We start from the raw sequence: 13,789 nt of genomic DNA on the forward strand, positions 1-13,789 counted from the left end.
AGGTAATATATCAATGAAGGAGATTTGGCGAGAATGCTTAAGGAATTCCAAGAATTTATTTCCCGTGGTACTGTTGTTGACTTAGCCGTCGGTGTTATCGTTGGTGCTGCTTTTAATAGCCTAGTATCAGCAATCACCACTTACCTTCTAAATCCGCTTATCGGACTCTTTATTGGGCAAATCGACTTAACAGATATGAAGTTTCAAATTTTAGGAGCTACTTTCTTGATTGGTGACTTTATTAATGCGGTTATCCAATTCTTGATCATTATGTTCGTTGTCTTTATGATTGTAAAAATGATGAATCGTGTACGTCGAGATGGATCACTTAGTAAGTTCGATCAATCTGGTGAAGAAATCCCTGATCCACAAACTGAATATCTACAACAAATTCGTGATTTGCTTAGATATCAACAAAGAAATAATAATAACAACAGATACTAAATTTTAAATTATCAAAAACTGCTGACTCGAGGATGAATCAGCAGTTTTTTTTGTTATTTTTTATTTATTATCAAGTACATCTTTAAATAATCAGTTTATTAGACCTACATATGGTCCTCATTGTCTTGATGATTTACTTTAAATAAGATATTTATCGTCTGATAACAATACTCATATCCTATTCACCCTTTAATAAGGTCTCATATCAGTTTTGTGGCCATATAAAGTTAAATGCCGGTGAATGATACTGGTTTATTTTAAATTTCTCTTATAGCCATTGTGAACTTTTCAAAGTTAATAATTATTCTGATTTAATTAATTCATAATAATCAAAAGTAATATTTTTTAGAATTTAGTTGTTGTTTGAATACAAATTCAATTGTTCAAAATTTTATAAATTAAAAGAGAGAAAACTCTGATAAAGGAGTTTTCTCTCTTTTGGTAGTTTTATAACCTACGCGTTCTATTTTTATAGTGGAAACGAGCTACACAGGGGCAACTACCTGCACCTAAGGCTATTTCCCAAATCACTCGCAAAGTACGCGAGCAATTCGTGAAATTGTCTTAGGCTCCGGTAGCTGACCGCTCCTGTTTCGCTCTCTGGTTTATTATTTCTTATTTTCAAATCTTGTATTAAACAATGGACTAACTGGTTCGTTGTCGTGAACACGTTTAATAGCTTCTCCAATAAGTGGTCCTACTGATACTTGAACCATCTTATCCATAATCTTTTCCTTAGGTAGATTGATTGAATCAGTTACTACTAAGGTCTTGATTGGTGAGGCTTCGATTCTTTCGATAGCTGGACCTGATAGGATTGCGTGTGTACAACATGCATAAACTTCAGTTGCTCCGGCGTCGATAAGTGCTTGAGATGCTAATGAAATTGTACCGGCAGTATCGATCATATCATCGATGATAATGGCACGTTTGCCTTTAACACTACCAATAATATTCATAACTTCGGCTACGTTTGCACGTGGTCTTCTCTTATCAATAATAGCAATTGGCGTCTTCAAAAATTCAGCAAGTTTTCTAGCACGTGTAACACCACCATGATCAGGTGATACAACAACAGCGTCATCTTCTAGATGATTTGTTAAGAAGTAATCAGCTAATAATGGAGCACCCATCAAGTGATCAACTGGAATATCAAAGAATCCTTGGATTTGTGCAGCGTGAAGATCCAAGGCAAGGACACGCTCAACTCCGGCACGTTCTAACATATTAGCAACTAATTTAGCTGTAATAGGTTCACGTGAACGTGATTTACGGTCTTGTCTTGCATATCCATAATATGGAATTACAACATTGATAACATTAGCTGAAGCTCTTCTTAAAGCATCAACCATAATCAATAATTCCATCAAGTTATCGTTAACTGGAGCTGAAGTTGATTGAATCAAGAATACTTCAGAACCACGGATACTTTCTTCGATATTGATTTGGATTTCACCATCACTGAAACGTGTAACTGATGATTTACCAAGTGGTACTCCGACTTCCTTAGCAATTTTTTCTGCTAAAGGTTTGTTAGAATTCAATGCAAAAATCTTCATTGGTCGTTCGTTATTTTGATATGACATTTAATTATTCACCCTTATTTCCATTCTTCACTATTTGATAATGGTAATCTGTTCCAAAAATCTTCTTTGTTAGTTTGTCTTTGACGTGCAATCGCCATTGCATGCTTAGGAATATCCTTTGTAATAGTTGAACCCGCAGCAATAAATGAGTGGTCAGCCATTTCAACAGGAGCAATAATATTTGAATTGCTACCGATAAATGAGTGGTCGCCAATCGTAGAATGCCACTTCTTCACACCATCATAGTTGACAAAGACAACTCCACAGCCAACGTTGATATCAGTACCTAAAGTAGCATCGCCAACATAAGTCAAGTGACCTACTTTAGTTCTATCACCGATTTTAGCATTTTTAATTTCACAAAAGTTACCAACATGCACATCGCGACCAATTTCAGCCTTAGGTCTCAAATGAGAATTAGGACCGATATTGCTACCCTTGTGCATAACGGCGCTTTCAATTGTGGAACTGATAACTTCAACATTATCCTGAATTTCAGAATCAGAAATACGAGAACCTGATCCAATAACACATTCAGAACCAATTGAAGTCTTGCCAAAAATCTTTACATTTGGCTCAATGACGGTATCGTTGCCAATTTTTACATCCACGTCGATGTAAGTATTGTCAGGATCAACAATTGTAACGCCGTCACGCATGTGCGCTTCATTGATTCTTCTTTGCATAAGTTTTTCAGCTTGAGACAAAGCAACGCGGTCATTAACACCTAATGATTCGCTTAAGTCAGCCATTTGATAAGCTGAAACTTTCTTACCTTGTTCCTTTAATAGTGAGATTACATCTGGTAAGTAATATTCACCTTGAGCGTTGTCATTATTAACTTTGTGCAAGTTTTCAAATAACAATTGATTATCGAAGCACAAGACACCAGTATTAATTTCCTGAATTTCTTGTTCGCTTCGTGAAGCGTCTTTTTGTTCAACGATTCTTTCGACATTACCATTGCCGTCACGGACGATACGACCGTAACCAAATGGATTTTGCGCATGAGCTGTCAAAATAGTTACCGCTGCTTCTTCTTTTTCATGATAGTCCAATAATTTTTCAAAAGTATCAGCAGTGAACAATGGTGTATCACCAGTAACAACTAATGTTATACCTTCTTTGTTACCTAAATCTTTTTCAGCTTGTAATACAGCATGACCTGTACCTAACTGTTCAGATTGCAAAGCATAATTAGTTCTGTCGCCAAGCAAATCCTTAACTTTATCTGCGCCATTACCAATAATAGTTTCGACTAAGTCTGGTTTAATTTTTTCTACTTGAGTTAGAACGTGATCAACCATAGCTTTTCCAGCTACTGGATGCAATACCTTGTACAATCTGGATTTCATTCTTGTACCTTTTCCAGCTGCAAGAATTATTACATAACGATTCGACATCAGAAACTCCCTTCAGTCATTCAAATATCCTTATATATAATAGCATTATTATATATGACTGCTCAATCAAGAATTTATTCAAAATAGCTGAAATCGGTATTAGTTAAATAATTACCTGGTTCAACATTTAAAATTCGGTTCTTTGTATCAATTTTAGTTACTTTAAAAATCGAAGTAATTTCGGCATCACTAAATTGACTATTAATATTAATATTCTCAGCAAAAACAGTTGCACCAACAAAAATGGCATTGAATTCAGAAATCAAACTTTGCAAGCCATTGATAGTGCCACCGCCTTTCATGAAGTCATCGACAACTAATACTCGTGAGCCTTCATCCAAACTACGTTTTGATAATTCCATTTTTTCAACACGATCTGAAGAGCCTGAAGCATAGTTGACGCTAATGGTCGAACCTTCAGTAATCTTAGAATCGCGACGAACGATAACAAAGGGAATATTCAAGAAATTGGCCACGCTTTGAGCAATTGGTATACCCTTAGTAGCCACCGTCATAACGACATCAATTGAACTTTGTGAATATTGTGTAGCAATCATTCGACCAACAGTTCTCAATAACTCAGGATCAGCCAATAAATCAGTCAAATACAAATAGCCACCTGGCAAGATTCGATTAGGTTCAACCAATCTTTTAGATGTTTCCTCAACAAATTCAGTAGCTTCCTTTTTTGAAATCCCCGGTGTAAAGATAACTCCACCACCTGCTCCTGGCAGAGTCTCCAAAACTCCGATCCCTCTGATCATAAAAGTTCTCCGTAGAATTCCTAAATCCTCAGAAATTGACGACTTGGCCGATTCGTAACGATCAGCAAAAAATGCCAATGAAATCAAGGTGTGTGGTCGCTCCAATAAATAGCGAGTCATGTCAATCAAACGTTCGCTTCTTCGTGTTTTCATCTTTTTTTCTCCTAAAACATATCTTCCTACAAAATTATAAAGCAAAACAATGAACAATTCATGTTTTTTTCAAATGAAATCGTATCAATCTCTTAACTTTATAATTTTTCTGGTAGTTTTTTCCCTCACACGCAAAAAAAGGGTTGAACTATTTGTTCAAACCCTTTACTAGTGAACTCTTATTATTCAGTTTCAGCTTCAACATCGGTGTCAGCTGGTTCTTCACTATCGAAATGGATATCAATTGATTTTGTTAATAAATCAGCATAGCTGTAAGAAACTCTTTCAAATGAATTTTCATTTTGATCTAAATCTACGACAAAAACTGAATGGAATGTTTCTGACAAAGTTCCTCGACGACGAACAACCTTTTTACGACCTGCTTGTGCAACAATAGTCAAATTCTCACCTAAGTGTGAATCCAAACGACTCTTAATTGTCTTCAATGATGTTGGCATTATAATAATCACTCCTTAGGAATGAAATTCTACCACGTTTTATTGAAAATTTCAACAATATAATACAACTGTAATCTATTTTTTGTTGAATTCAACAGCCATCTGCTTAAATTGTTCGATGGAAACTTGTTCGCCACGGGCATTCTCAGCAATACCACATTTTTCAAAAACATCTTTTATTCTTTCACGATTTTCATCAGTTCGACCAAGCCAGTTCAATAAATTGTTCATTAAACTTTTACGCTTTTGCATGAAAGAAGAACGAACTAATTTATTGAAGAATTCAGGATCTTCGATACCGATTTGATCTTTTGGCAAACGGTCTAAAACTGCAACCGCCGAATCAACTTTAGGTCGAGGAATAAACGAATTTTTTCCAACGATTCGGTCGATTCTAGCCTTCATTTGCGTTTGCACTGCTATGGTCAATGAGCCATATTCACGATGCCCCGGATTAGCGGTAACCCTTTGAGCTACCTCTTTTTGCATCATCAAAACTAATGATTGGAATGGATAATCGCTATTGATCAAATTCAACATGATTGGTGTCGTAATGTAATAAGGCAAGTTAGCAACGACTTTAATTGTTTTGCCCTCTAAATGTTTTTCCTTAACGAACTCATCTAAGTCAACTTTTAAGATATCTTGATTGATAACTTCAATATTATCGTAATATTGCAAGGTATCTGCTAAAACTGGCATCAATGATTCGTCGATTTCAAAAGCAAAAACTTTCTCAGAAACCTCAGCTAACTTTTCAGTTAATGCTCCGATTCCTGGTCCAATTTCAATTGCTATTTCATCTTTTTTTAAACCACTAGCATCGACAATATCGTCTAAAACTTTTTCATTGGTTAAGAAATTTTGTCCTAAACTTTTCTTTGCACGTAATTTGTACTTACGCATAATATCATTTGTGCGAATAGGATCAGCAATACTTAATCTATTTTGTGTCATGAGTACTTCCTTCATCAAAATTTTTAACCGCAGCTACCAAATCTTTAGGTGCTACTTGAAACATATTTAGTCGATTTAAAAACTGCTTAGCATTAGTATAACCAATCTTTAATTCTGAACCAACGAACAATCGTTTCTGTTGCGAATCGGCTTCGCCTACAAGACCTAAGTTGACCATATCTGCATGATCATACTTTTGAAAATCGCTGCTGCTGGCTGTATAGACGGCCTTTAAAGCAGCTTTGATATCCTCATCTCTGGCATGTTCGATTCCTAAACTGCCATCGCTATGTTTAGGAACTGCTTTACTTCGCGGAAGAAAAGCTTGTTTAGCATCGGGAACTGCTTTTTGAATGATTGTTCTTAATCTATTTCCATTAAAATCGGGGTCAGTAAAAATAATTACGCCCCGTTTTTTTTGAGCAATTTTTATTTGCTTAATCGTCTTTTCGTTAAGAGCTGACCCAGTCGTTTCAATCGTATCAACATCATCGCCGAAACAATCTTTTAAACGATTCGTATCCGACTTGCCCTCAACTACAATAATCTCTTTTATTTTTGTCATAATTATAGATTATACACTTGGTGAGCATTGTTGAAAGTATGTTCAGCAACTTCACTGGGTGCAATGTCTTTATATTTAGCAATCGCATCGACCACATATCTCGTATAAGCCGGTTGATTGGAATGACCTCGATAAGGTTCAGGGGTCAAATATGGTGCATCAGTTTCCACTAATAAACGATCTAATGGCGTCTTTTTAGCAGAATCGTGGACTTCAGGAGCATTCTTAAATGAAACGACTCCACTATATGATATCCACAATCCTAAATCTAAGAACTTATTGAGCCATTTTTCATCCCCATTGAAACTGTGCATGATGATACCTGATTTTGACAAGTCATGATTTTTTAAAATCTGATACATGTCAGGAAAGGCGTCACGACAATGGATTGAAACAGGCATGTTGTATTGTTTAGCAATGTCTAATTGTTGAATCAAAACTTTTTGTTGAATCTTAGGATCAGGGTCCTCTTCAAAATGATAATCCAAGCCGATTTCTCCGATTCCAACAACTTCGGGCAACTTTATTTGGTTAACTAATTGTTCTTCGTTGTATTCTTCAGAAAATTCAGGATGCCAACCGACAACAGCGTGCAATGGTTGATAATTTTGAGCTAGACGAATGGCTTCAATGTTGAATTCTTCATTCGACCCAATGATTGCCATTTCCACGACATCTAATTCCTTAGCATTGTCGATAAACTGTTGTGTTTTGCCAGCAAACGCTTTGTCATTTAAATGCGTGTGCGTATCAAATATTTTCATTATCCTAAAATTGCTCCATTTTTATGTGAATCGTCAACGATTGCAAGTTTAACTTCGTCACCTTTTTCAGTGGATAACAACATGCCATTGCTCCATTCGCCAACCATACGACGTGGCTTGAGGTTAACGACAGCCAAGACTTTTTTACCAATCAATTCTTTGTAATTAGGATAGAATTTGTGCATCCCTGAAAGAATTTGACGATCGACTCCTGAACCATCATCCAGTTTGAATTGCAATAACTTGTTGGAATTTTCTACTGGTTTCACGTCCAAGATTTCTGTTACGACCATCTTAACTTTGGCAAAGTCGTCGAATTCGATTTCCTTAGGGAAGTCATCATCGTTATCTGCTTGAGCTTTTGCCTTAGCCTGTGCTGATTTACTCAACTTGCCAGCACCATGCTTAGCTTGCTCTTCAGCCATTTTGCCTTTGATGTAATCAATTTCTTCTTTCGCATCAAGACGTGGGAAGATTGGTTCTGGTTTAGCAGTGACAGTTTTACCAACAACTGTATCGCCAAAATCAAGCGACTTGTCATTATCATAATCAAGGCCCAATTGGCTAAACATCTTCACTGGAGCTTGCGTCATAACCGGACTGATCAAAAGTGCAATCAAACGTAATGATTCTGCTAAATGACCCAAGACAGCTTGTAATTCAGCTTTTTTAGCATCATCTTTTGCAAGAACCCAAGGTTGTGTCTCATCGATATATTTATTGGCACGACCGATAAATGACCAAACGCTAGCAAGTGCTTCAGGGAATTCAAATTTGTCCATATGCGTACGATAATCAGCCAAAGTATCAGAGTAAGCTTGTTCAAGATTTTTATCTAAATCTGTGACCGTTTCAATTGAAACAATCTTGCCATCATCATACTTGTTAATCATTGAAACTGTTCTGTTCAAAAGATTTCCAAGGTCATTAGCTAAATCATAATTGATTTTGTCGATATAATCTTCTGGAGTGAAGACCCCATCATTGCCAAATGGCATTGCACGCATTAAGTAGTAACGAAGTGAATCTAGACCGTATCGAGAAACTAACATTTCTGGATAAACGACATTACCCTTTGATTTAGACATCTTTCCGTCTTTCATCAATAACCAGCCGTGACCAAAGACTTGCTTAGGCAAATCAATTCCTAGAGCCATCAAAATAATTGGCCAATAAATAGTGTGGAAACGAACGATTTCCTTACCAACGAATTGAACATTAGCTGGCCAGTACTTCTTGAAGAGTGAATCGTCGTCGCTTTCATAGCCGAGGGCTGTAATATAGTTCAACAAAGCATCGACCCAAACGTAGACAACGTGTTCAGGATTGCTAGGGATTTTTACACCCCAGTTAAAACTTGTTCGTGAAATAGCCAAGTCTTCAAGACCTGGTTTGATAAAGTTATTGATCATTTCATTTTTACGAATTTCTGGTTCGATGAAGGTTGGATTGTCCTTGTAATATTGCAACAAACGATCAGCATATTTACTCATCTTAAAGAAGTAGCATGGCTCTTTAACTAATTGGACTTCGTGTCCTGAAGGAGCCTTACCACCAATAACTTTGCCATTATCATCATGGAATACTTCAGCTAGTTGGGATTCAGTGAAGTATTCTTCATCATCAACTGAATACCAGCCTGAATATTCGCCTAGATAAATATCGCCTTGTTTAATTAAGCGTTCAATAATTCTTTGAACTGCCTTAACGTGATATTCGTCAGTTGTTCTGATGAATTTATCATTTGAAATATCTAGTTTCTTCCATAGTTCTTTGATGCCTTTAGCCATCATGTCCACGTATTCCTGTGGTTGCATGTGTTTTTCTTCGGCTTTTTGTTCGATTTTTAGACCATGTTCGTCAGTTCCTGTTAAGAAGAAAACGTCATAGCCTTCATTACGCTTGTAACGAGCCAAAGTGTCCGCTGCAATCGTAGTATATGAATTCCCAATTGTTAATTTACCTGATGGATAATAAATGGGCGTTGTTATGTAAAAAGTCTTTTTGTTTTGAGTCAATATATTAGCCTCCACCGCTCTCAAATTGATATTAAGTATAGCATTTTTTTATATTTGTGAAAAAACGTTCGTTGCATCGTCATCAATTGCTAAGATTGATGAATCAATGTTTAAATCTTCCTTATTAATGACTACTAACTTAGCTTTAGAAGAACTATATTCAAGCAATCCTGCAAATGGATATACTTTGAAGCTGGTTCCAACTACAACTAATAGGTCAGCTTTTTGAACCATTAGAGCAGCATTTTGGAAGTTAACCGGATTAATGTTTTCGCCATAAAGGACGGTTGTCCCAGGACGAATGATACCATTATCTTCATGATGTCTGAAATCTTTTAAGTAAGTTTGATAAGGAAACTCTTTGCCACAAGTTAAGCAATGAATATTATCGTATAAATTGCCATGGAATTCCACGACATTCTTAGCTCCAGCTTTAGTGTGCAACTTATCAACATTTTGGGTTACGATTGCACCTTTTTGATTGCTGATTTCAGCCATCTTTTGATGAATGATATTAGGCTTGGCATCTGGAAAGTACATATTTTGAACCACGAAATCATGAAAAACATCGGGATGTTCAACTAAATTGTCGTGACTCAACATGTATTCAGGTGGAAAGTTGTATTTCTTTCTTTTATAGAGTCCATTTTTTGAACGATAATCAGGAATTCCTGATGGCACGGATACGCCAGCACCAGTTAGAAAAGTCACAAACTTAGCTTGTGCTAACAATTCTTTTAACTCTTCGATTTTATCGGACATTCATATTACCCTCTATCTGATCAAGTATTTGATACCCTCTTTTTCAAACACTTCTTCAATTTTGTATTGATAAAAAGCTTTGTAAAATTCTGGGGTTACTTTCTTAGGGTCTAAATTCAAAGTAGCCACGCTTTGACCATCATTGATAGCTATCAAAGCAAAAGCATCTCTACCTGTGGCACGATTCTTAAAGGCAGAATGTTTGATTTGAAAAACTTGATTCAAGGACAAACGCAATTGACGTTTCGAAACGATTGGCGTGATATTCAAGAATTCATGACAGTGCAAGCCCTCATAACCATTAGAAAGAATAATTTCATTATATTCATCTAAGCCGTTAACCAAAGCACGTCTAAATTGGAATGGAACGGTTAAATCATTTCCCTCCGCAATCTCAACTAATTTACTTGCATACTTGAAAGATGTTGGAAATTCATTCTTCCAATCATCGTCACGACTGTGTTCACCAAAGATAATACCGTCAAACATAATTAATGTTCGATAAAAACGCATGTTAGCAAGGTCTAATTCTGCATTGGGATGGAGGGCAGATTCAACCCCCTTCAAATATTCAGTTTTAATTTCATCTGTATAAGTACCGTCTTCTTGCTGGCGTTTAGCAACGATGACATGTTCTAAAGTTTCAAAAACCGAATTAGCGATAGCTAGAATACGACCATCATTATCTGGCTTACCAGAAGTAACAGCACATGAGATACTTGGTTCATCAGACAATTCCAGTTCAATATGGTGCAATTCGTGCGATAGAACGAAATCGCTGAATTTTTCATTGGTAATAACGACTTTAATAATATCGTCTTTTATTTCATGACTGGCTTGATCAAGCGTTAAAAAGTCTTGATCCTTATAGTCAGAATATAGTTCAATCTTTTTATTATATTGTTGTTCAATCTTTTCGACCTGTTCTACAATATGGTTGGATAGTTCATTACTATTTAATTGTTTCATTATTAACACCTCATATAAAGGAGATTTTTGTATGGAAATAAATGTTGATTTACCAAACAATTTACTACCAGATAAATATGGTAAATACGCTCCTGCTGAAAACATAAAAAATGGGAAACCAACGATCAGTTTCCCAATAAAGTTATCAGATATTCCAGCAGACGCAAAGACTATTGCTTTGACCTTTACTGATCCTGATTCAATCCCCGTTTGTGGTTTTGAATGGATTCACTGGACTGCAGCTAATATTCCAAGTTCTCAAGTAAGTATTCCTGAAAACTTTAGTCAAACTGCAACAAGTCCTGTAGTTCAAGGAAAGAACAGTTCTGCTAGTCCATTACTAGATGACACTAAAGACTTGGCCATCGGTTACAATGGACCTAATCCACCAGACCAAACACATGATTATGTTTTACACGTGTTTGCTTTGGATGACAATCTTGATTTGGAAAATGGTTATTGGATGAATGAATTACTGCACAAGATGGAAGGACACATTTTAGCTCGTGCTAAGAAGATTCTTCCAAGTCGAGCTTAGTTATTCTCGATCCTGAAGATTCATTTTATGAAAATAATCAAAAACATAACCTTCTCTAACGCCGAAGTTCGAAAAACGAATTTCCTTAGAGGGGGTTTTTTTAATAATTTCCGAGATGATTAAAATACCACCTAAAATAACTTCGTATCTGCCATCGCTTAATTCCTTGATTTGACTCCGTTCTTCTAACGAAGCATGAATTAATTGATCAAATAACTCATTGACTTGATCGCACGAAATAACAGAATTATGCAAAGTTTTTTTATTCTTACCTTCACGATTCAAAATACTAGTGACGGCTCGAAGAGTTCCTCCTAGTCCTACAAAAGTGGCTTGAGAACTCATCCAGTGCAAGTCTTCTAAGCGACGATTAATATCGTTTCTTGCTTTTTGTAACTGATTTTTTTTGATTGGATCACTCGCTAAATACAAGTCAGAAATTGAAATGGCACCAATCGGTATACTGAGGCCATGTTTTAGGCGACCTTTTTTTGCCAAACTGATTTCGCTGCTTCCGCCACCAACATCGACAATCAAGGCATCTTTGATTCGCATCGTGCTTCTAACAGCAACATAATCAAAGTAAGCTTCTTCTTCTTCATTGATTATTTTTAATTGCAAGCCAGTCTCTTTTAAAACGGCAAAAATCAGTTGCTCTTGATTCTTGGCCATTCTTACTGCTGCCGTTGCAATCAAACTGATACGATTCACGTGGTATCTGTCAATTCTATCTTGAAATTTCTTTAGAACATCAATTGTTTCTTCAATCTGATCGTTAGTCAATAATCGACTCTGAGCAATCGATTTACCTAATCTAATAGGCTCTCGCCAACGATCCAAAGTTTTAAAACGATTTCTTTTTGAAGACTTATACACTGATGTTCTAATGGAGTTAGATCCGATTTCGATAACTGCTAACTTCAAATTTACATCACATCCCATTGTACCAATTATATAAAAAAACAGACCCACATAGTAGGTCTATTTGAAGAAAGCTACGAAATTAGTTCATTATTTAACTGTTTTCTATCATTAAAGAATTGTTTATATCCCAAATAACAAGAAATTATTGAACCAATTCCTGTCGAAGCTAACAGCATAAATGTGACCATAATTTGATATTTAATCGCCTTAACTGGGTCAACTCCAGCAAAAATCAACCCTGACATCATTCCCGGTAAACTAACCAAGCCTAACGTCTTAATTGAATCGATTGTCGGTTGCATTCCACTTTTAATACTATCTTGTAAAATATCGAGTGACGCCATTTTAATATCAGCGCCCAAAGCTAATTTCTCCAAGACTTGTTGATGACGATCAGAAAAAGTTTGCATCATATTACGATAGCATAGACCAATTGCCACCATAATATTGCTGGCAATCATTCCCGTGACAGGTACGACTTGTTCAGGCACAAACTTGATTGAACCAGTCAAAACTAAGGTTCCTAAAGTAATCGTCGTTCCGATAAAAATCGCTAATAATGACGACTGAAAAGCCTTTGGAATTCCATTGCCACGCTTACCTGCATTCCACGAGGCATTGATAACGATGATAACGAAGCAGGCAAAAGTCAGCCAGTTATCGTTGGCCTTGATAACGAACTTCAAAATGTATCCAACTACTGACAACTGGATGATTGCTCGAACTACTCCAACCAAAATATCTTTATTAATATGTAATTTTTCAATGTAGCCAATGACTAGCGCTACTAAAACTAAAACGAATCCTAAAGCTAAAGTCGAATTAGAAACTGTTAAGTTAGTCATCTTCAATCTCCCCATTCCTGATTTTTATCTTATCCACAGAGTCTTCAATTTCTGATTCATCATGGGTCACACGCAGAATAGTTAAGCCTTGTTGATTGAATTCACTCAATATTTTATGAACGATATCTTTATTTTCAGCATCCAAACCGGCTGTTACTTCATCAGTTATCAAGACTTCCGGTGGAAACAAGAGATTGCGCAATAAAGCCACCCGCTGTTTTTCACCACCAGAAACATCATTGACGCTCTTATCGATATAATCGGCACTCAAATTGACCATTTGTAAATACTCAATGGCTTTTGATTCATCGAACTCTTTTTTTCTAACTTCGAAAGGAAATTTTAAGTTGTCTCGAACTGTTTTTCCAAATAAAGTTGGTTGCTGAAAGGCATAAGAAACACGTTGTCGATATTGAATCGGCTCATAAGTTTCAATTGGTTCGCCATCGAATTTAACTTCTCCAGAAGTGGAGCTTAACATTGATGCCAAAATTCTCATCAAAGTACTTTTACCACTACCTGAAGGGCCAACAACTGTTAAGTATTGGCCCTTTTTTATATCTAGATTAATGTCTTTTAAAATCTTAGTATCACCAACTTGATAAAAAAGGTTGCGTACTTCGAATATTTTTTCCATAC

At 36.2% G+C, this 13,789-nt stretch carries 15 protein-coding genes; 2 read left to right on the top strand and 13 right to left on the bottom strand.

Going from position 1 to position 13,789, the window contains the following annotated elements; all coding sequences use genetic code 11:
• The first annotated feature begins 33 nt into the window (after positions 1 to 33).
• Positions 34 to 444: a large conductance mechanosensitive channel protein MscL gene (gene mscL, locus FHL06_RS07140; RefSeq protein ID WP_153385540.1), complete on the top strand. Its 411-nt coding sequence runs from the start codon at positions 34 to 36 to the stop codon at positions 442 to 444.
• Between the two features lie 608 nt (positions 445 to 1,052).
• Here the strand turns inward: mscL and FHL06_RS07145 are convergent.
• From FHL06_RS07145 to FHL06_RS07190, 10 genes are all read right to left on the bottom strand, one after another.
• On the bottom strand, positions 1,053 to 2,030 hold the full coding sequence (locus FHL06_RS07145) for a ribose-phosphate diphosphokinase (protein WP_153385541.1): 978 nt from the start codon (positions 2,028 to 2,030) through the stop codon (positions 1,053 to 1,055).
• Positions 2,031 to 2,044: 14 nt separating this feature from the next.
• Positions 2,045 to 3,433 carry a bifunctional UDP-N-acetylglucosamine diphosphorylase/glucosamine-1-phosphate N-acetyltransferase GlmU gene (gene glmU / locus FHL06_RS07150; RefSeq protein WP_153385542.1) on the bottom strand — a complete coding sequence of 463 codons (1,389 nt, stop codon included), beginning with the start codon at positions 3,431 to 3,433 and terminating at the stop codon, positions 2,045 to 2,047.
• Positions 3,434 to 3,507: 74 nt separating this feature from the next.
• The gene (purR, locus tag FHL06_RS07155; protein ID WP_153385543.1) at positions 3,508 to 4,350 is read right to left on the bottom strand and encodes a pur operon repressor; all 843 of its coding nucleotides are present in this window, start codon (positions 4,348 to 4,350) and stop codon (positions 3,508 to 3,510) included.
• A gap of 182 nt (positions 4,351 to 4,532) precedes the next feature.
• Positions 4,533 to 4,808 (bottom strand): Veg family protein, encoded by a 276-nt coding sequence (locus FHL06_RS07160; protein ID WP_153385544.1) that lies wholly within the window; start codon positions 4,806 to 4,808, stop codon positions 4,533 to 4,535.
• Positions 4,809 to 4,883: 75 nt separating this feature from the next.
• Complete coding sequence (rsmA, locus tag FHL06_RS07165) at positions 4,884 to 5,765, bottom strand: 16S rRNA (adenine(1518)-N(6)/adenine(1519)-N(6))-dimethyltransferase RsmA (RefSeq protein ID WP_153385545.1); 882 nt, start codon at positions 5,763 to 5,765, stop codon at positions 4,884 to 4,886.
• Complete coding sequence (rnmV, locus tag FHL06_RS07170) at positions 5,752 to 6,330, bottom strand: ribonuclease M5 (protein WP_153385546.1); 579 nt, start codon at positions 6,328 to 6,330, stop codon at positions 5,752 to 5,754. Before rnmV ends, rsmA begins: the two co-directional genes overlap by 14 nt.
• A 2-nt stretch (positions 6,331 to 6,332) precedes the next feature.
• Positions 6,333 to 7,094 carry a TatD family hydrolase gene (locus FHL06_RS07175; RefSeq protein ID WP_153385547.1) on the bottom strand — a complete coding sequence of 254 codons (762 nt, stop codon included), beginning with the start codon at positions 7,092 to 7,094 and terminating at the stop codon, positions 6,333 to 6,335.
• Positions 7,094 to 9,112, bottom strand: a complete 2,019-nt coding sequence (metG, locus tag FHL06_RS07180) for a methionine--tRNA ligase (protein ID WP_153385548.1) — start codon at positions 9,110 to 9,112, stop codon at positions 7,094 to 7,096. Before metG ends, FHL06_RS07175 begins: the two co-directional genes overlap by 1 nt.
• Before the next feature lie 48 nt (positions 9,113 to 9,160).
• Complete coding sequence (locus FHL06_RS07185) at positions 9,161 to 9,862, bottom strand: NAD-dependent protein deacylase (protein WP_162000283.1); 702 nt, start codon at positions 9,860 to 9,862, stop codon at positions 9,161 to 9,163.
• A gap of 24 nt (positions 9,863 to 9,886) precedes the next feature.
• Positions 9,887 to 10,843: a hypothetical protein gene (locus tag FHL06_RS07190; protein ID WP_153385550.1), complete on the bottom strand. Its 957-nt coding sequence runs from the start codon at positions 10,841 to 10,843 to the stop codon at positions 9,887 to 9,889.
• Between the two features lie 31 nt (positions 10,844 to 10,874).
• Here FHL06_RS07190 and FHL06_RS07195 point away from each other — a divergent pair, with 31 nt between their 5' ends.
• Positions 10,875 to 11,381: a YbhB/YbcL family Raf kinase inhibitor-like protein gene (locus FHL06_RS07195; RefSeq protein ID WP_153385551.1), complete on the top strand. Its 507-nt coding sequence runs from the start codon at positions 10,875 to 10,877 to the stop codon at positions 11,379 to 11,381.
• Here FHL06_RS07195 and FHL06_RS07200 read toward each other — a convergent pair whose 3' ends face one another.
• The 3 genes from FHL06_RS07200 to FHL06_RS07210 all read right to left on the bottom strand — a co-directional run bounded on the left by FHL06_RS07200 (position 11,382) and on the right by FHL06_RS07210 (position 13,787).
• The gene (locus tag FHL06_RS07200) at positions 11,382 to 12,305 is read right to left on the bottom strand and encodes a Ppx/GppA phosphatase family protein (RefSeq protein WP_153385552.1); all 924 of its coding nucleotides are present in this window, start codon (positions 12,303 to 12,305) and stop codon (positions 11,382 to 11,384) included.
• 71 nt (positions 12,306 to 12,376) lie between these two features.
• Entirely contained in the window at positions 12,377 to 13,150 is a 774-nt protein-coding gene (locus tag FHL06_RS07205) for an ABC transporter permease (protein ID WP_153385553.1), read from the bottom strand.
• Positions 13,143 to 13,787, bottom strand: coding sequence for an ABC transporter ATP-binding protein (locus FHL06_RS07210; protein ID WP_153385554.1), 645 nt, complete (start codon positions 13,785 to 13,787; stop codon positions 13,143 to 13,145). Before FHL06_RS07210 ends, FHL06_RS07205 begins: the two co-directional genes overlap by 8 nt.
• Positions 13,788 to 13,789 lie beyond the last annotated feature (2 nt).

Source organism: Companilactobacillus halodurans (genome assembly GCF_009600985.1).
Lineage (GTDB): Bacteria > Bacillota > Bacilli > Lactobacillales > Lactobacillaceae > Companilactobacillus > Companilactobacillus halodurans.

Bases quoted from the DNA above. Each gene is read 5' to 3' on its own strand.
- glmU (WP_153385542.1), bottom strand. From the start codon at position 3,433: ATGTCGAATCGTTATGTAATAATTCTTGCAGCTGGAAAAGGTACAAGA.
- FHL06_RS07190 (WP_153385550.1), bottom strand. From the start codon at position 10,843: ATGAAACAATTAAATAGTAATGAACTATCCAACCATATTGTAGAACAG.
- rsmA (WP_153385545.1), bottom strand. From the start codon at position 5,765: ATGACACAAAATAGATTAAGTATTGCTGATCCTATTCGCACAAATGAT.
- FHL06_RS07210 (WP_153385554.1), bottom strand. From the start codon at position 13,787: ATGGAAAAAATATTCGAAGTACGCAACCTTTTTTATCAAGTTGGTGAT.
- FHL06_RS07160 (WP_153385544.1), bottom strand. From the start codon at position 4,808: ATGCCAACATCATTGAAGACAATTAAGAGTCGTTTGGATTCACACTTA.
- FHL06_RS07175 (WP_153385547.1), bottom strand. From the start codon at position 7,094: ATGAAAATATTTGATACGCACACGCATTTAAATGACAAAGCGTTTGCT.
- FHL06_RS07195 (WP_153385551.1), top strand. From the start codon at position 10,875: ATGGAAATAAATGTTGATTTACCAAACAATTTACTACCAGATAAATAT.
- FHL06_RS07145 (WP_153385541.1), bottom strand. From the start codon at position 2,030: ATGTCATATCAAAATAACGAACGACCAATGAAGATTTTTGCATTGAAT.
- purR (WP_153385543.1), bottom strand. From the start codon at position 4,350: ATGAAAACACGAAGAAGCGAACGTTTGATTGACATGACTCGCTATTTA.
- rnmV (WP_153385546.1), bottom strand. From the start codon at position 6,330: ATGACAAAAATAAAAGAGATTATTGTAGTTGAGGGCAAGTCGGATACG.
- FHL06_RS07205 (WP_153385553.1), bottom strand. From the start codon at position 13,150: ATGACTAACTTAACAGTTTCTAATTCGACTTTAGCTTTAGGATTCGTT.
- mscL (WP_153385540.1), top strand. From the start codon at position 34: ATGCTTAAGGAATTCCAAGAATTTATTTCCCGTGGTACTGTTGTTGAC.